Origin of the sequence: Paenarthrobacter sp. CCNWLY172, from assembly GCF_037402035.1 — a bacterium.
Lineage (GTDB): Bacteria > Actinomycetota > Actinomycetes > Actinomycetales > Micrococcaceae > Arthrobacter.
In genome coordinates this window covers 15,293-31,242 of record NZ_JBBEGB010000018.1, presented here as the reverse complement: position 1 = coordinate 31,242, position 15,950 = coordinate 15,293, and the positions used below count along the sequence as shown (strand labels likewise).

Here is a 15,950-nt window from a genome sequence, read left to right as displayed (position 1 = left end):
GTGGTTGCCTCTCAACGCCTTCGAGGTTAGCTGTCGGGTTCGGACGAGGCCGTCCGGCCGCCGTAGCGGCTTCACCCCAAGGACTTGGGAAAGTCCGGGAACTTTTGGGTCCCCCGCCTCTGCCGCGGGTCTGGCGGATTCCGGAATGCGGCAGAGCTCGGCGTCATTCCGGAAGCGGCCCAGCGGAGATACGGGTCGCCCTACGACGGTACATGAGCCGGAAAGTAAAGTCACATTAATATAACGGACGGTAGGCCTCCCCGGATGAGAGGGTCCTGGCGCTTAGGCTTCGGGGCCGGCGCTGGGAGCTCCCGGTGCGGCAGCCACCACGGCCAAGATATCCATCGCCTGGGACTAGCTTCCGCGTGCACCGGCAGGTAGACATTGTCTATGGACCTGCCTGTGATGCCACCCGTCTCGCCCATGCTCGCCAAATCCGTTCCGGCCATCCCCGATGTTGGGCACTACGAGCCCAAGTGGGACGGCTTCCGGACCATAGTCTTCAAGGACGGCGATGAGATCATTCTGGGCAGTCGCAACGAGAAACCCATGACCCGCTACTTTCCCGAACTGGTGGAGGCGCTGCGGAAGAACCTTCCGGACAAATGCGTGATCGACGGCGAGATTGTCCTGATCGAGGGCAACCGGCTGGAGTTCGAGGTGCTGCAGCAGCGGATCCACCCCGCGGACAGCCGGGTCCGGATGCTCGCCGAGAAGACTCCGGCGTCCATGATCGCGTTCGATATCCTTGCCCTCGGCGATGACGACCTGATGGGCACTCCCTTTTCGGAGCGTCGGGCCATCCTGGAACGTGCGCTCGCCAAGGCGGAGCCGCCCGTTTACGTCACCCCTGCAGTCACGGACCTTGAGCGTGCAAAGGAATGGTTCGTGCAGTTGGAAGGCGCAGGCCTGGACGGTGTGCTGTCCAAGCCCCTGGATGGGACGTATTTGCCCAACAAGCGCGTGATGTTCAAGACCAAGCACGAGCGCACTGCGGACTGCGTGGTGGCCGGCTTCCGCTGGCACAAGACCGCGAAAGTTGTGGGGTCCATGCTGTTGGGTCTTTATAACGACGCCGGCCGGCTCCAGCATGTGGGGGTGGTGGCCTCCTTCCCCATGGCCCGCAGGGAAAGCCTGGTAGCTGAGCTCGAGCCGTATCAGGTTGAACTGGGCGAGCATCCCTGGGGTGAGTGGGCCAGCCAGGGCGACGGAGCCGGCGGTTCCAGGATGCCAGGTGCCCAAAGCCGGTGGAGCGCGGGCAAGGATTTCTCGTTTGTACCCCTGCGTCCCGAGCTGGTCATCGAGGTGGCCTACGACTACATGGAGGGCGAGCGGTTCCGGCACACCACGCAGTTCAGGCGGTGGCGGCCGGACCGAACGCCGGAGAGCTGCACTTACTCCCAGTTGGAAGAGCCGGCGGATTATGATCTTGGGGAGCTCCTGGGGCTGCCCTAGCTTGGCGCCCGCAGTTGCTTACTCCTCGTGTCCTTGGTCGCTGCTCATGCTGCCCTCGGCCGGCGGGGTTTCTCCCGGAGGCACTCCTCCGCCGGGTTCCAAGCCCGTGACGTTTCCGTCGAGGGGATCGGGGTTGGAGGATGCGGCGGGGTCCTCGTCTTCGTCCTGGCGCAATTCGGGGTCGGCGTTGACGTCATCCTTGGTGGTGGCCGGGGGCGTTGCGGCACCGTAGGGGCCAGTGGCGCCGGTTGCGCCGAAGCCTTGCTCGTCCTTGTTATCTCCAGTGGTCACGATCAGCCCTTTCATAAGCAAACTTACTAATGCGGTGGCTTCGCCAGCCTAGCCGGGACGCGTGGACGCATCAAGGCGCCTGGCCGTGAAGCGCTGTCGCTGCAACGAAACTCCGGATGGCGTCCGCCACGGCCTGGGGCCGCATGTGTTGCGCTACATGCCCGACGCCGGGGATCTCCACCAAGCGCCCCTGGTCAACCGCCCTCGAAAGCCGAAGCGACCAGTCCGGGCCGGCCACGTTGTCGCGGCTTCCCCTCAGGACCAGCACAGGGACCTTGATGCCAGCCAAGCGTTTCTCGGTGGGGTACGTCATCATCACCGGCAGTTCAGTAAGGTACCAGCGCGGACCGCAGCGGAGATAGTCCGACGTGACGATCAAATTGGAGGAGGGGCTTTCCCGGAGCATCCCGTCAAGGAGAAGAGCCACGGACTGGCGCCTCACGTTTTTGTGCCGCGAATCAACCACTGGCCCCATCAGCACCACCTGGCGGACCCGATCCGGTGAATGCAAAGCCGCCTCGATAACAAACTGCGCACCCATCGAATGGCCCACCAAAACGTACGAACCGATGCCGCGGGAAGCGAGGGCCTCCGCAATGAAGGCGCCGTAGTCCTCCACCGAGAGCTGTCGATCAGGCTTCGGAGTCCCTCCAAACCCCGGGAGGTCCAAGGAGTAGGTGGGTGCGCTCGCTGCAAGGACTGTGTGCAGCCGGGCCAAATAGCGGTGTGAGACTCCGATGCCGTGAACCAGGACATAGACGGGCCCGGTGGGATCGGCAGCGGGGACGGCGGCGGGGACAGCGGCAGGCTCAGGCGTGCCCTCAGCCCACAAGATCCGCCCCTTCAATCCCAGAACTTCTACGTCTGCAGACAGCATTGCTGCCGGCCTGCTCCGCGCCCTCATGATGGTGTCCGCCGCAAGAACACCGGAGCCCCGGGGCCACTCAGCTCGTCCTCTGCTATTGGTCGGCCGGACACCGCCAGCAGCAGGGCAATGGATGGCCCTTCCACAGCAGGGCCATCCCCGTAATCGAAGGATGCATCGGTGGCCACCAGGCGCCAGCCTCCTGCCACCTCCTTGCCTCCGCCCATCTTGGTGCTGGTCCGCACCTGATAGTGCAGGGCAGTGGCCACGTGCGCGGCGGGGTAGTCGCGGCGCATCCCCAGCGGGCGGCGGATGTCCTCGCCGTGGACGAACGCCTCCACCAATCGGGTCCCCAGGCCTGCAGGCGGCCCGGATCTCCGGGAGAGCACGGCTTTCAACTGACTCAGGGTCGTAGCCGGGTCAGGGGTCCTTTCGCGCTCAACACCTACGGCGTTGTCGCGGTCAAAGTTCAGCCGGGAGGCAATCATCCGGCGAATGAAATTAAGGCGTGTGGTTTTGGCGCTGTCGATCACGTGCGCCAGGACATCATGGACGTCCCAGCCAGGGCACAGTGACGGGGTCCTCCATTGGGAGGGCTGAAGTGGTTCAAGGTCCCGGATCAGGGCGCGACGTTCCTCATGCACCACGGGCCACACAACGGAGGGGGAAGTCGAAGCCATACCGCTATTGAACCCCATGCCTACTCCCTTGTGGCGTCGTCGGACCTTGTGGCGTCATCGGATTCGTTGGGTTCGCCTGCCGGGCGTGCCGATTCGGCGGCGGCGGACGCCTCAGCCGCGTCCCGGCGTCGTGCAATTTTTGATTCCGTCCACATCGCAACGGCCACGAACACTGTGCACGCGAACATGAAGGTTGCCACAAAGTTCAATCCCATGGCAGAGCCCAAGGGTGCGGCAAGGGCCATTGCGGCCAACCCGGCCACGATATGCCACCCTTTGAAATTGCCCACCGATCAAGCGTAACCCCGGCTTTAAGGGGTGCCCGCCTGTTGGCTGGGATCGTTGCTTGATCCTTATCACTGTCGACCCTATGAGTCGGCGTCGGCGTCACTTTCGCCGGCTTGGCCCTCCGCCGCAGCAGCCTGTTTCTTCTTCTGGGATTCCAGCCAAGCGATGATGGCAGCTTGCCGGATCCGACGATGTGTTCCGCGGTATTCCACGGGGATCTCGCCGCGGTCGGTCATATTGCGCAGATAGGTGTGCGAGATCCCGGCGAGCTCGGCGGCCTGCGAGGTGGTAAGCATTTCCTCCACGCTGCTGACCGTCACGGTTTCGCCGCGGCCCAGCCGTGCGAGGAGGTCGACGACGGCATCCCTCGCCTCATCAGGCAGGCGGTGGACTGTGCCGTCCACGAACACGGTGATGTCGTCGCTGTCCTGGAGGGAGCGCGCCAGATTCCGGGCGTCGTCGGCGGGGAGTCCTGCGGTGACGCGGGGAGCTATCAATGCCATGGCAGAAGCCTAGCGTGAGCCGTGCGTTTGAAAGCGCTACCCATTTCGATGGTTCGCTGCGCGTTGGGCGACTCCTGCCGTCCAACACGCAGCAAACCATCTAACCGGGACAGCCCAGCTAAAACTACTCCGCGTCCAGGTCCGTCTCCAGCAGCTTCACCAGTGCGTCCAGCGCAGCGTCGGCACCGTCACCCTCCGCCCGAAGCACTACGACGTCGCCCTTCGCAGCGCCGAGCGTCATGAGCGAAAGGATGCTGGCGGCGTCGAGCGCGTCATCGGCAGGGTCACCCTGCATGGCAATGGTGACCTCAACCGGCTGCTCGCCTGCGGCCTCGGCGAACAGCGCGGCGGGGCGGGCGTGGAGGCCGGAGCGGCTGGCGATGGTGGCTGTGCGTTCGGGCATGGTTTCTCCTAAGGTCGGAAGTGAAAATTAGAGGCCGAGCTCTTCGAGCACGGGGAGCTTGGCGCGGACCCAGTCGCGGGCCTCGGTGGCGCTGGGCGCGGAAAGGGCCAGGCGGGCGAGTTCCTGCGCCTGCTCCAGGGTCACGGTCTTCAGGACAGTCCCGACGGCGGCCAGCGACCGGGCGGTCATGGACAGCGTGGTGACGCCCAGCCCGGTAAGAACGACGGCGAGGGCCGGGTCGGCAGCTGCTTCACCACAAACACCCACGGGTTTGGCGTCACCTTCACGGCCCGAGCTTTCCTGCGCCGCGCCTTCCACGGTGAGCTGCACGAGCCGCAGTACGGCGGGCTGCCAAGGGGTATTGAGTTCGGCGAGGGGGCCGAGCTGGCGGTCGGCGGCCATGGCGTACTGGGTGAGGTCGTTGGTGCCCAGGGAAGCAAACCCCACCTCGCGCAGCACGGTGGCGGCGGTCAGGGCGGCAGAGGGAACTTCCACCATCACGCCGGGCGTCCGGATTCCGGCAGCTGCACACAGTGAAGCGAAGCGTCCGGCTTCAGCAGCCGTGGAGATCATGGGTGCCATGACCCACACATCAGCGTCGGAATCGGAGGCAGCCCGGGCGATGGCTTCAAGCTGGCGCTCCAGGACCCCCGGCGTGGTGAAGTCGGTGCGGTAGCCGCGGACACCCAGCGCAGGGTTGGGTTCGGTGGCGTCCGTGAGGAACGGCAGGGGCTTGTCGGCGCCGGCGTCCAGCGTGCGGAGGACAACTTTCTTGCCCGGGAACGCGTCAAACACGGCCTTGTATGCTGCGGCTTGCTCGTCCACGGAGGGTTCGGTGTCACGTTCCAGGAAGCAGAACTCGGTACGGAACAGGCCAACGCCCTGGGCGCCCAAAGCGGCGGCCGCCACGGCATCCTTGGCTCCACCAACGTTGGCGAGGAGCGGCACCAAGTGCCCGTCCGCCGTCGTGCCGTTTCCGTCGAATTCGGCGAGGGTGGCTGACGTTTCGGCCCATGCGATGGCAGAAGCCCGGTGCTCGTCAGAGGGCGAAGCCGCCACGAAGCCGGCCGCACCATCGACGTAGATCTCGGTTCCGTCGGCGATGTCGTCAACGCCGTGAGCCGCGACCACTGCAGGCAGGCCGAGCGAGCGCGCGATGATGGCCGTGTGGGACTGCGGTCCTCCACCGGAAGTCACCAGCGCCTGCACCACCGCGGGATTCAGTGTTGCGGTGTCTGCCGGCGCGAGGTCCTCGGCCACCAGGATGAAGGGCGTGTCCGAAGCGGGAATGCCGGGTGCGGGCACCCCGCGAAGTTCAGCCACGATGCGGGCGCGCACATCCAGGACGTCAGTTGCGCGTTCGGCCATGTAGCCGCCCAGGTTGTGCAGCATCTCGGAGACGGACGCGCCGGCTTCCCAGATGGCACGCTCAGCAGAGGAGCCGGCGTTGATCAGCTTCGCCGCCGACTTCAGGAGCATGGTGTCCTTGGCCATGAGGGCGGTGGCTTCGAGCACGGCCTTGCCGTCGCCCGAAGCGCTCTCCGCACGTCCCTTGAGCTCGTCATGGACGGACTGCGCGGCAGCCTTCAAGCCTGCGACGGCGTCTTCCGGGGCAACGTCCGCAGCCAACCGTTCTCCCGACGGCGGTTCGCTCACCGGCTTGGGCATCTGGCGGACGGAACCAATGATGCGGCCAGGGCTTACCCCTACTCCTTGGAAATTCTGCACTGAATCCTCTGTTCCTGCTTGTTGGTTCAGACCCGCCGGCGACGGCACCGGGAGCCTCGAAAACTAGCCTACAAAATTCCTTTGTGAGCCACTTCATATAGCAGCGCTATAGGTGCTAGGGTAGCGGTTATGAGTTTCGATGACCAGCTTCCGCCTAAAATTCGGTTGCTTCGCGCAGCTGCCGAGTTGCTGGCGAATTCGGAGGGGTCAGCGGTCTCAACGCGCCAGATCACCAAGCTGGCCGGGGTCACCGCACCAACGCTTTACCACCACTTTGGCGACAAGGAAGGCCTGTTCGACGCCGTCGTTTCAGCCGGATTTGAAGAGTATGTGGCGGGGGAGCGGGATTTTGCGCCGTCCGGGGAGCCTTTGGAAGACGTCCGGCGGATGTGGGATAACCATGTCCAGTTCGGGCTGAGCCAGCCGCATCTGTACCTGGTGATGTTCGGCAACATCAGGCCGGAAAGCCGCCCTGCAATCGTGGCCGATGCTGAAGCGCTTCTGGAGGAAATGCTGAACAAGGCCGCAATTTCCGGTCAGATCAACGTGCCGCCCCGCGAAGCGGCCCGTAGCATCCTGGCGGCCAACGTGGGCGTCACGCTCATGCTGATCGCAGAACCGGTGGAAGAAAGGAACCTCGAGCTCTCAACGATGACCCGGGATTCCATGATTTTTGCCGTCTCCACGGACACCGCCCGTGGCGCCGCAGCGGACGACTCCGGTAAATCGTCCGTGGTTGTTGCGGCAATCGCCCTGAATGCGGCACTGCAGGCCTCACATTCGGACCAACTTTCCAGCTCCGAACTGAAGCTTTTCCTTGAATGGCTTCACCGCATTTCCAGCAGCTCCTAAGGCTGCGTTCTCTCGATCTTTATCGACTGACCCCGCGCCGCCGCGGGACACACGTTAGGAATTCACATGGCAACAGAGACAGTTGCGAAGCCCCGCACCAGCGTGCGCGTTGGTGTTCAGAAGTTCGGAACATTCCTGTCCGGCATGATCATGCCCAACATCGGCGCCTTCATCGCCTGGGGCCTCATCACAGCCCTCTTTATCGAGAAGGGCTGGATTCCAGTCGCTGAACTGGGTGGGTTCGGTACCAACGCCGAGGGCGATCCCAACGTCGGCATCGTTGGCCCTATGGTCACGTACCTCCTGCCAATCCTGATTGCCTACACGGGCGGCCGCATGGTCTATGACGTCCGCGGCGGCGTGGTCGGCGCCATCGCAACCATGGGCGTCATCGCAGGTACGGACGCGCCAATGTTCATCGGGGCCATGATCATGGGCCCGCTGGGTGCTTGGACCATGAAGAAGATCGACGCCCTGTGGGACGGCAAGATCCGCCCCGGTTTCGAAATGCTGGTCAACAACTTCTCCGCGGGTATCTGGGGTGCGCTGTTGGCTTTGGGGGGCTTCTACGGCCTTTCCTGGGTGGTCCAGCGCTTCACTGACGGCGCCGGGGCCGTGGTCGGGTTCCTGGTCAACAACGGCCTGCTGCCTCTGACCAGCATCTTCATTGAGCCGGCCAAGGTCCTCTTCCTCAACAACGCCATCAACCACGGCGTGCTGACTCCGCTGGGTATTCAGCAGTCCCTGGAACAGGGCAAGTCCATCCTGTTCCTGCTGGAAGCCAACCCGGGCCCGGGCATGGGCATCCTGCTGGCGTACATGTTCTTCGGACGCGGTGCGGCCAGGGCTTCGGCCCCCGGTGCAGCGATCATCCACTTCCTCGGTGGCATCCACGAGATCTACTTCCCGTACGTCCTGATGAAGCCCATCCTCATCCTGGCTGCCATCGGTGGCGGCATGACCGGCATCGCTACCCTGGCCATCACCAACTCCGGCCTCGTTGCTCCGGCCGCGCCAGGATCCATCATCGCCGTGCTGGCACAGACTGCCCGCGACAGCTACCTTGGCGTCATCCTGGCGGTTGTCTTGGCCACTGCCGTTTCCTTCCTGATTGCCGCGGTCATCCTGCGCACGTCCAAGAACAAGGGCGAGGATGATCTCTCGGCAGCGACATCCCGCATGGAAGCCATGAAGGGCAAGAAGAGCTCCGTCTCCTCCGCGCTTGTTGGTGACCGCGCCGGCGAACCGGCAGGCTCCCAGCCCGGTACCGTGCTCACCCGCCCGGTCCAGAACATCGTGTTCGCCTGCGACGCAGGCATGGGTTCCAGCGCCATGGGTGCCTCGGTCCTCCGCAACAAGATCAAGGCCGCCGGCTTCCCGGACGTCAAGGTCACCAACTCGGCCATCGCCAACCTCAACGACAACTACGATGTGGTGGTCACGCACCAGGACCTCACAGAACGCGCCCAGCCGCGCACGTCCAGCGCAGTGCACTACTCGGTGGACAACTTCATGAACAGCCCCAAGTACGAAGAGATCGTTGAACTGGTGCGGAGCAGCAACAGCACTACCCCCGCAGCCAGCGCACAGCCCGCGGCCGCAGCAGCCGCCACCCACGGTGCGCATGCCGCTGAACCGGCCCCCGCCGTCGATGGTCAGGCAGCCGGGGGCAAAGGTGTCCTCCTCCGCGAAAGTGTGGTCCTGAACGGCACGGCCACTGACCGTGACGCGGCGATCGACGAGGCCGGAAAGCTCCTGCTGGACCGCGGCGCCGTGGATGTCAGCTACGTCCACGCGATGCACGAGCGCGAGGAATCCGTATCCACCTACATGGGCAGCTTCCTGGCCATCCCGCACGGCACCAACGATGCCAAGGAACACATCAACCACTCGGCCGTGTCCATCATCCGCTACCCAGAGGGCATCGACTGGGGCGGCAAGCAAGTGAAGTTCGTGGTCGGTGTCGCCGGCGTCAACAATGAGCACCTCCACATCCTGTCTTCCATCGCCAAGATCTTCACCAACAAGGCACAAGTTGCCCAGTTGGAGGAGGCCACCACGGTTGACGAGGTCCTGGAGCTGTTCAGAAAGGTCAATGCATAGTGAAGGCAGTCCATTTTGGGGCAGGAAACATCGGGCGCGGCTTCGTGGGGCTGCTGCTTCATGAAGCCGGCTATGAGGTGGTGTTCGCGGATGTCGCGGACGCGCTGATCAGCCAGCTCGCGGTGGCCGGCAGCTACGACGTCCATGAGGTTGGTGAGAATCCAGCGGTCAAGACCGTCACTGGTTTCCGAGCTTTCAACTCCGCGTCGCAGGAAGCCGCTGTTGTGGAGGAAATCTCGACGGCGGATGTGGTCACCACGGCGGTGGGGCCGCACATCCTGAAGTTCGTGGCACCGGTGATCGCCCGTGGGCTGGCGGCCCGTCCCACAGACCTGCCGCCTCTCCACGTGATGGCCTGCGAGAACGCCATCAACGCCACGGACCTCCTGCACACGGCGATCCTGTCGGCTTGGGACAATTCCGCAGGTGATTTGGACGCCATCGCGGTTTTTGCCAACACGGCTGTGGACCGCATTGTCCCCAACCAGGCTCCGGGCCAGGGCCTTGACGTCACGGTGGAGACCTTCTACGAGTGGGTCATTGACCGCACGCCGTTCGGTGACAAGGTGCCCACGATCCCCGGCGCCACGTTCGTAGACGAACTGGGCCCGTACATTGAGCGCAAGCTGTTCACGGTCAATACCGGCCATGCGTCGGCAGCGTATTTTGGTTACCAAGCCGGGCTGGAGAAGATCTCCGATGCCATGGCCGATCCGTCCGTGGCCGCGAAGGTCCGGGCGGTTCTGGAGGAAACCAAGGAACTGTTGGTGGCCAAGCACGGCTTTGTCGAGGCCGAGCAGGAAGCGTACGTGCAGAAGATCCTGTCCCGCTTTACGAACCCGCACCTGCCGGACACGGTGGTCCGCGTCGGCCGTGCCCCGCTGCGGAAACTGGGCCGGCATGAGCGGTTCGTTGGTCCTGCCGCGGAGCTCGCTGAGCGCGGTGTCACCCCAGTGGCACTCCTTGAGGCGATGTCCGCAGCGCTGCGTTTCGACGACGGCAACGATGACGAAGCCGTGGAACTTGCCACGCTGCTGTCCGAACTGGACGCGGCTGCCGCCGTCGAACGCATCACGGAACTGACGCCGTCGCACCCGCTCTTCCCGGCGGTCCAAAAGCTCGTGGAGGATCGGCAGGCCGAGGCGTAAGCGCCACCCGAAAGTAACAAAGGCTCTCCAGCGGGAGAAAAAAGGGTGACTTCAGTCACAAAATCCCGCTGGAGAGCCTTTCGGTTTTGAAGTTAGCCTCACCTTACTAATAGAGTCAAAAGGCAATTAGGCAACACATCTATGACTTATTAGTGAGTGGAGTACTGGCGTGAAAAAGAGGCTGTCGAGCTACATTGGGGCATTGGCTGCAGGCACTGCTTTGCTGGCCGTTACGGCCTGTGGAGGCGGGGCAACGGCGTCTTCGCAGCCCGAGGAGGCCAGCACCATCACCATCGAGCACGCCCAGGGTTCAACCACCAACGTTCCCGTGAATCCGGCCAAGGTTGTCACCTTCGATCTCGGCGTCCTGGACACCATGAACGCGCTCGGCGTCGAGCCCACCGGTGTTCCCGAGGCCAGCTACCCGGAGGCCCTCAAGAAGTTCTCCGAGGCCAAGTACGCCAAGGTGGGTTCGCTTAAGGAACCCGACTTCGAAGCCGTCAGCTCCGCAGCCCCGGACCTCATCATCGTCTCCGGCCGAACTGCCGGCGCCTATGGGGAACTGAGCAAGATCGCCCCCACCATCGACCTCTCCGTTGATGCGGCCAAGCCCATGGAAAGCTTCAAGGCACAGACCGAGAAGCTCGGCAAGATCTTCAAGAAGGAAGACGAGGTCGCGTCCAAGCTCGCAGAAGTGGACAAGACCGTTGCCGACACCAAGACCAAAGCCGCTTCGGCCGGCAAGGGCCTTATCGTTTTGACCTCCGGTGGCGAAGTCACCGCATACGGCGCGGGCTCACGCTTCGGCATCATCCACGATGTCCTGGGCGTTCCGACGGCCGCTGACGTCAAGTCCGAGGGATCCCACGGCGAGGCTGTCTCCTTCGAATACATCAAGGAAACCAACCCGGACATCCTCTACGTCATCAACCGCGACACCGCGATCGGCACCGCAGGCTCCACCGCCAACCCCATCCTGGATAACGAGCTCGTGAAGTCCACCAACGCCGCCAAGAACAACAAGATCATCAACCTGGATCCCGCAGGCTGGTACATCGTGGGCTACGGCCTGAACAACGTCCAGGCCATGGTCACCGCAGTGGCCGACTCGGTCGCCTGACAACCGCTCCACCTGAAATCCTGACGTGACAACTACCGCCGTGCGCCCCAGGGTGCCAGCAAGCCGCAACCGGACTGGCGAAACTGCCCGCCTGGTTGCGGCCGCTGCCGTTGTGGTGGTGATCGCCGTGGCCAGCATTTTTGTGGGTGTCAGCGATGTTTCACTGCCCGCTCTGTTGGCGAACGACGCCGGTGCCTGGGAAATCTTCTGGGTCTCGCGGGTGCCGCGCACCGTGGCCGTGGTCCTGGCCGGCATGGCCGTCGCCGTTGCCGGGTTGATCATGCAGCTCATGGCCCGGAACCGATTTGTTGAGCCGTCCACTGTGGGCACCGTGGAGTCGGCGACACTCGGCATCCTGGTGGTCACCGTGCTGGCTCCCGACTCTCCGATTCCCACCAAGATGCTGGTGGCTTCTGTGTTCGCCGTTCTGGGCACAGCCCTCTTCCTGGCGATCCTGCGGCGCCTTCCTGCCCGTAACACCCTGCTGATTCCGCTGGTAGGCATCATGCTGGGTGGCATCATCGCAGCCGTCACCACATTCTTCGCTTACCGCTTCGATCTCCTCCAGACCCTGAGTAACTGGATGATCGGAGACTTCTCCGGCGTGCTCCGCGGGCGGTATGAACTGCTGTGGATCGTGGCTGTCCTGGTGTTGGTGGGCCTCTTTGCTGCCGACCGCTTCACCGTGGCCGGCATGGGGCAGGACTTCACCACCAACCTTGGTCTGAACTACGCGCGCACCATGCGGTTGGGGCTGATGATCGTTTCGTTGATCTCGGCCGTTGTGGTTACCACGGTGGGTGCCGTGCCGTTCCTCGGCTTGGTAGTGCCCAACATTGTGTCCCTGCTCTTCGGCGACAACCTCCGCCGGGCTGTTCCCTGGACGGCGTTGTTCGGAGCAGCGTTCGTGCTGGTCTGCGACATCATCGGCCGGACCATCCGGTTCCCCTACGAAGTGCCGGTGGGCATGGTCATGTCGGTCCTGGGCGCCATCCTGTTCCTCTTCCTGCTGTTGAGGAAACGCAATGCCTGAAACACTCCTGACCGCACCCCGCCTGTCCGCCCGCACCCGTTGGCGCGACGCCATCCGAAGCACCCCGCCGGGACTGGTGATCGCCGTGTTGGCGATTGCCGCCGTCGTGCTTGTTGCCGTTTTCCTGACCATCGACCTCAAGGGCAACATCGCCTACGTCCTGCCGCGGCGGGTTATCAAGGTTTCGGCAATGCTCTCGGTGGCCGCGGCGGTGGGTGTTTCCACGCTGCTGTTCCAGACCGTCACGGCCAACCGGATCCTGACGCCGTCCATTATGGGCTTCGATTCGCTGTACATCCTGGTGCAGACGGCGCTGGCGTTCGTGGCGGGTGCTGCGACGCTGGCCACGGCTCCGTCCACGCTCAAGTTCGGGCTGGAAATCGTACTGATGGTGGGGTTCAGCGTGCTCCTTTACCGGTGGATGTTCACTGGGGCCACGCGATCACTGCATTTGCTGTTGCTGGTGGGCATCGTCCTGGGGACGCTGTTCCGTGGCTTCTCCTCCCTGCTGCAGCGGCTCATGGAGCCCAGCGAATTCATCATCCTCCAGGATCTGTTCTTCGCCAGTTTCAACAACGTAGACCCGGGACTCCTGGGTGTTTCTGCGGTGCTGATCGCCTTGGTGTGCGTTGGGGTGTGGCGGATGCGGCACACGCTGGACGTGCTGGCGCTGGGCCGGGAAGTGGCCATCAACGTGGGCGTCGACCACAAGCGCGTGGTGATGCGGGTGCTGCTCGCGTGCTCGCTGCTGGTGGCGGTTTCCACCGCCCTGGTGGGGCCGGTGACGTTCTTCGGGCTGCTGGTGGTCAGCCTCGGTTACCAGCTCTGCCGCGGTTTCCGGCACGCTTGGCTGCTCCCCATGGTGGTCCTGATTGGCGCCATCGCCTTGGTAGGTGGCCAGTTGCTGCTGGAACGCGTGTTCGGGTTCGCCACTGCCCTCAGCGTGATCATCGAGTTCACCGGCGGCATCCTCTTCCTTTACCTGTTGCTGAAAGGCTCACTGAAATGATTGGGAAGTGCCCATGATTACCGTCCGGAACGTGACCAAGCGCTACGGCGGCACCACCGTGCTGGACGACGTCACCTGCGAGATCCCCCGCGGCGGCATCACGTCCATCATTGGACCCAACGGTGCGGGCAAGTCCACTCTGCTCTCCCTGATCAGCCGCCTCCAGCCCATGGACGGCGGGGGAGTGTCGGTGGCTGGCTTGGATGTCACAGCGACGCCCAGCAAGGAACTGGCCAAGACCATGGCCATCCTGCGGCAGGAAAACCACCTGACCATGCGGCTCACGGTCCGCGACCTCGTGGCTTTCGGCCGCTTCCCGCACAGCGGCGGCCGGCCCACGGTGGAAGATCTTGAGCACGTGGACGAGGCCATCCGGCAGTTGGATCTGACGTCCATGTCTGACAAGTTCGTGGATGAGCTGTCCGGCGGGCAGCGCCAGCGCGCGTACATCGCAATGGTCCTGGCGCAGGACACCGAATACTTGCTGCTCGATGAACCGCTCAACAACCTGGACATGAAGCACTCCGTGGAAATGATGCGGCTGCTGCGCCGGCTGGCCGACGAGCTCGGAAAGACGATTGTCCTGGTGGTCCATGACATCAACTTCGCGTCCTGCTACTCGGACACCATCCTGGCCATGAAGGACGGCCGGCTCATCCATCAGGGCACGCCCTCGGAGATCATGCGCGCCGGGATGCTGCACGACGTTTACGACATCGACATCCGCATTGAGGAAATCGACGGGAACCGGATCGGCGTGTACTTCGCCTGACGCTCGCTCACCTTTCGCGTGGTGGGGCCGGACGCTCTCTCGCTTGCATCAAGAAAGCCCGACGTCGGCACCCAGGGTGGGTGCCGACGTCGGGCTTTACTTTTGAAGCGTTAGCGCGCTTCCGCGGTTTCGGCCTCTGACATGGCCTTCCATTCGGCCACGCGGGCCTGGTGGAGCGGGGACTTGCGGACCACGGCGTAGGCGATACCGAGGATCGCGAACCAGATGGGCGTCACCATAAGCGCGGTGAGCGTGTCCGGCTGCGTGGTGAGCGCCCAGACGAGGAACGCGAAGAACGCGAAGACAACCCACACCATCGGGATGCCGCCGGGCATCTTGAACGGCGAGGCCGCGTGCTGCCCGGGCCGGCGCTTGCGGTACACGAGGTAGCTGGCCAGGATGATGGACCAGACGAACATGAAGCAGACGGCGGATACGGTGGTCACCATGTCGAACGCCACGCCAACGTCCTTGCCCGCGTAGAGAAGCGCGACGCCGGCCAGCAGCAGGACGCAGGAGAGGAACAGTGCGTTCTGGGGTACTTTGCGGGTGGACAAGCGGCCGAAGAGCTTGGGTGCGTCGCCGTCGTTGGCCAGGCCGTAGACCATGCGGGACGTCGAGTAGATGCCCGAGTTGGCCGATGACATGGCCGAGGTGAGCACTACGAGGTTCACCACGGTGGCTGCCATGCCCAAACCGGCCAAGGAGAACATGGCAATGAACGGGCTCTGGCCTGCCTTGAATTCGGTCCACGGCGTGACGGACATGAGGATGATGAGTGCGCCTACGTAGAAGAGCATCACGCGCAAGGGGATGGCGTTGATGGCGCGGGGCAGGTTGTGCTCCGGGTTCTTGGTTTCGGCTGCTGCGGTGCCAACAAGCTCGATGCCCACGAACGCGAACACGGCAATCTGGAAGCCGGCCACGAAGCCCATGAATTCCTTGGGGAAGAATCCGCCATGACTCCACAGGTTGGTGAAGCTGGCCGTGCCTGCGTTGGACTGGAAACCAGTGAAGATCATCACCAGGCCCACAACGATCAGCGCCACGATGGCGATGATCTTGATGAGGGCGAACCAGAATTCGGTCTCGCCGAACGCCTTAACGGTGGGCAGGTTCAGGAGGAGCAGGATGATGATGGTGGCGATGCCCGGGATCCAGAGTTGGATTCCCGGCCAGAGTTCGTTGGCGTAGCCCGCGATCGCGATGACGTCTGCCACGCCGGTGACTACCCAGCAGAACCAGTAGGTCCAGCCCGTGAAGAAGCCGGCCCAGGGGCCAAGGAGGTCGCCTGCGAAGTCGCTGAAGGACTTGTAGTTCAGGTTGGAAAGCAGCAACTGTCCCATGGCCCGCATGACGAAGAAGAGCATGAAGCCGATGATCATGTACACGAAGATCACAGAGGGCCCGGCGACGGAAATGGTTTTGCCGGAGCCCATGAAGAGGCCGGTTCCGATGGCGCCGCCGATGGCCAGGAGTTGGATGTGGCGGTTGCTGAGCGAGCGTGACAGGTGGGGCTCGCTGTCCCTGCTGGAGGCGCGGAGCTGCCCCTGTGTTGTCTGGTCGGACATTAGTTCAAGAACCCTTCGAAGGATCCGCCATAATAGTGACGGCCGTTACAAATCTGTTCGATAAAGCTATAGCTAATGCCTGACGAATGGCGAATCGGTCTGAATGGCGAAAGCTCCCGCCCTGATGAA

General features: G+C 63.5%; 16 protein-coding genes and 1 riboswitch. Of the genes, 8 read left to right on the top strand and 8 right to left on the bottom strand.

Translation table 11 applies throughout. The features are described from left to right. Position 1: 1 nt before the first annotated feature. A riboswitch (cyclic di-AMP (ydaO/yuaA leader) is annotated at positions 2–146 on the bottom strand. A 244-nt stretch (positions 147–390) separates the two neighbouring features. Beyond that, on the top strand, positions 391–1,455 hold the full coding sequence (locus WBN73_RS20120; protein ID WP_337341110.1) for an ATP-dependent DNA ligase: 1,065 nt from the start codon (positions 391–393) through the stop codon (positions 1,453–1,455). Between the two features lie 18 nt (positions 1,456–1,473). Here the strand turns inward: WBN73_RS20120 and WBN73_RS20115 are convergent, their stop codons facing one another. From WBN73_RS20115 to ptsP, 7 genes are all read right to left on the bottom strand, one after another. Next, positions 1,474–1,746 carry a DUF6480 family protein gene (locus WBN73_RS20115; protein WP_207595328.1) on the bottom strand — a complete coding sequence of 91 codons (273 nt, stop codon included), beginning with the start codon at positions 1,744–1,746 and terminating at the stop codon, positions 1,474–1,476. Positions 1,747–1,816: 70 nt separating this feature from the next. Continuing rightward, positions 1,817–2,623: an alpha/beta fold hydrolase gene (locus WBN73_RS20110; protein WP_443193276.1), complete on the bottom strand. Its 807-nt coding sequence runs from the start codon at positions 2,621–2,623 to the stop codon at positions 1,817–1,819. Positions 2,624–2,646: 23 nt separating this feature from the next. Beyond that, the gene (locus WBN73_RS20105) at positions 2,647–3,309 is read right to left on the bottom strand and encodes a maleylpyruvate isomerase family mycothiol-dependent enzyme (protein WP_337341112.1); all 663 of its coding nucleotides are present in this window, start codon (positions 3,307–3,309) and stop codon (positions 2,647–2,649) included. Positions 3,310–3,311: 2 nt separating this feature from the next. After that, a complete protein-coding gene (locus tag WBN73_RS20100; RefSeq protein WP_337341113.1) occupies positions 3,312–3,581 on the bottom strand; it encodes a hypothetical protein in 270 nt (89 codons plus the stop codon). Between the two features lie 78 nt (positions 3,582–3,659). Beyond that, complete coding sequence (locus WBN73_RS20095; RefSeq protein ID WP_207595324.1) at positions 3,660–4,082, bottom strand: helix-turn-helix domain-containing protein; 423 nt, start codon at positions 4,080–4,082, stop codon at positions 3,660–3,662. A gap of 124 nt (positions 4,083–4,206) precedes the next feature. Further along, positions 4,207–4,485 carry an HPr family phosphocarrier protein gene (locus WBN73_RS20090; protein WP_011776464.1) on the bottom strand — a complete coding sequence of 93 codons (279 nt, stop codon included), beginning with the start codon at positions 4,483–4,485 and terminating at the stop codon, positions 4,207–4,209. A 27-nt stretch (positions 4,486–4,512) separates the two neighbouring features. Beyond that, the gene (gene ptsP, locus WBN73_RS20085; protein ID WP_207595323.1) at positions 4,513–6,213 is read right to left on the bottom strand and encodes a phosphoenolpyruvate--protein phosphotransferase; all 1,701 of its coding nucleotides are present in this window, start codon (positions 6,211–6,213) and stop codon (positions 4,513–4,515) included. Positions 6,214–6,342: 129 nt separating this feature from the next. On the opposite strand from ptsP, the gene WBN73_RS20080 reads away from it, so the two are divergent. The 7 genes from WBN73_RS20080 to WBN73_RS20050 all read left to right on the top strand — a co-directional run bounded on the left by WBN73_RS20080 (position 6,343) and on the right by WBN73_RS20050 (position 14,250). Continuing rightward, positions 6,343–7,065 carry a TetR/AcrR family transcriptional regulator gene (locus WBN73_RS20080; protein WP_014923084.1) on the top strand — a complete coding sequence of 241 codons (723 nt, stop codon included), beginning with the start codon at positions 6,343–6,345 and terminating at the stop codon, positions 7,063–7,065. A gap of 66 nt (positions 7,066–7,131) precedes the next feature. Beyond that, positions 7,132–9,168 carry a PTS mannitol transporter subunit IICBA gene (locus tag WBN73_RS20075; RefSeq protein WP_280624370.1) on the top strand — a complete coding sequence of 679 codons (2,037 nt, stop codon included), beginning with the start codon at positions 7,132–7,134 and terminating at the stop codon, positions 9,166–9,168. After that, the gene (locus WBN73_RS20070) at positions 9,168–10,316 is read left to right on the top strand and encodes a mannitol-1-phosphate 5-dehydrogenase (protein WP_207595321.1); all 1,149 of its coding nucleotides are present in this window, start codon (positions 9,168–9,170) and stop codon (positions 10,314–10,316) included. Before WBN73_RS20075 ends, WBN73_RS20070 begins: the two co-directional genes overlap by 1 nt. Before the next feature lie 169 nt (positions 10,317–10,485). Continuing rightward, the gene (locus WBN73_RS20065; protein ID WP_337341114.1) at positions 10,486–11,436 is read left to right on the top strand and encodes a siderophore ABC transporter substrate-binding protein; all 951 of its coding nucleotides are present in this window, start codon (positions 10,486–10,488) and stop codon (positions 11,434–11,436) included. Between the two features lie 25 nt (positions 11,437–11,461). Continuing rightward, positions 11,462–12,469, top strand: coding sequence for an ABC transporter permease (locus WBN73_RS20060; protein ID WP_337341115.1), 1,008 nt, complete (start codon positions 11,462–11,464; stop codon positions 12,467–12,469). Continuing rightward, positions 12,462–13,478, top strand: coding sequence for an iron chelate uptake ABC transporter family permease subunit (locus WBN73_RS20055; protein ID WP_337341116.1), 1,017 nt, complete (start codon positions 12,462–12,464; stop codon positions 13,476–13,478). The genes WBN73_RS20060 and WBN73_RS20055 overlap by 8 nt, the downstream gene beginning before the upstream one ends. 13 nt (positions 13,479–13,491) lie before the next feature. Continuing rightward, positions 13,492–14,250, top strand: a complete 759-nt coding sequence (locus WBN73_RS20050; protein ID WP_337341117.1) for an iron ABC transporter ATP-binding protein — start codon at positions 13,492–13,494, stop codon at positions 14,248–14,250. Between the two features lie 110 nt (positions 14,251–14,360). On the opposite strand, the gene cycA is transcribed toward WBN73_RS20050, so the two are convergent. Beyond that, positions 14,361–15,821, bottom strand: a complete 1,461-nt coding sequence (cycA, locus tag WBN73_RS20045; RefSeq protein WP_207595317.1) for a D-serine/D-alanine/glycine transporter — start codon at positions 15,819–15,821, stop codon at positions 14,361–14,363. Between the last annotated feature and the right edge of the window lie 129 nt (positions 15,822–15,950).

Excerpts from the sequence above, each read along its gene's own strand:
- WBN73_RS20120 (WP_337341110.1), top strand. The coding sequence starts at position 391 with ATGGACCTGCCTGTGATGCCACCCGTCTCGCCCATGCTCGCCAAATCC.
- WBN73_RS20055 (WP_337341116.1), top strand. The coding sequence starts at position 12,462 with ATGCCTGAAACACTCCTGACCGCACCCCGCCTGTCCGCCCGCACCCGT.
- WBN73_RS20050 (WP_337341117.1), top strand. The coding sequence starts at position 13,492 with ATGATTACCGTCCGGAACGTGACCAAGCGCTACGGCGGCACCACCGTG.
- WBN73_RS20110 (WP_443193276.1), bottom strand. The coding sequence starts at position 2,623 with ATGCTGTCTGCAGACGTAGAAGTTCTGGGATTGAAGGGGCGGATCTTG.
- cycA (WP_207595317.1), bottom strand. The coding sequence starts at position 15,821 with ATGTCCGACCAGACAACACAGGGGCAGCTCCGCGCCTCCAGCAGGGAC.
- WBN73_RS20095 (WP_207595324.1), bottom strand. The coding sequence starts at position 4,082 with ATGGCATTGATAGCTCCCCGCGTCACCGCAGGACTCCCCGCCGACGAC.
- WBN73_RS20075 (WP_280624370.1), top strand. The coding sequence starts at position 7,132 with ATGGCAACAGAGACAGTTGCGAAGCCCCGCACCAGCGTGCGCGTTGGT.
- WBN73_RS20105 (WP_337341112.1), bottom strand. The coding sequence starts at position 3,309 with ATGGGGTTCAATAGCGGTATGGCTTCGACTTCCCCCTCCGTTGTGTGG.
- WBN73_RS20080 (WP_014923084.1), top strand. The coding sequence starts at position 6,343 with ATGAGTTTCGATGACCAGCTTCCGCCTAAAATTCGGTTGCTTCGCGCA.
- WBN73_RS20090 (WP_011776464.1), bottom strand. The coding sequence starts at position 4,485 with ATGCCCGAACGCACAGCCACCATCGCCAGCCGCTCCGGCCTCCACGCC.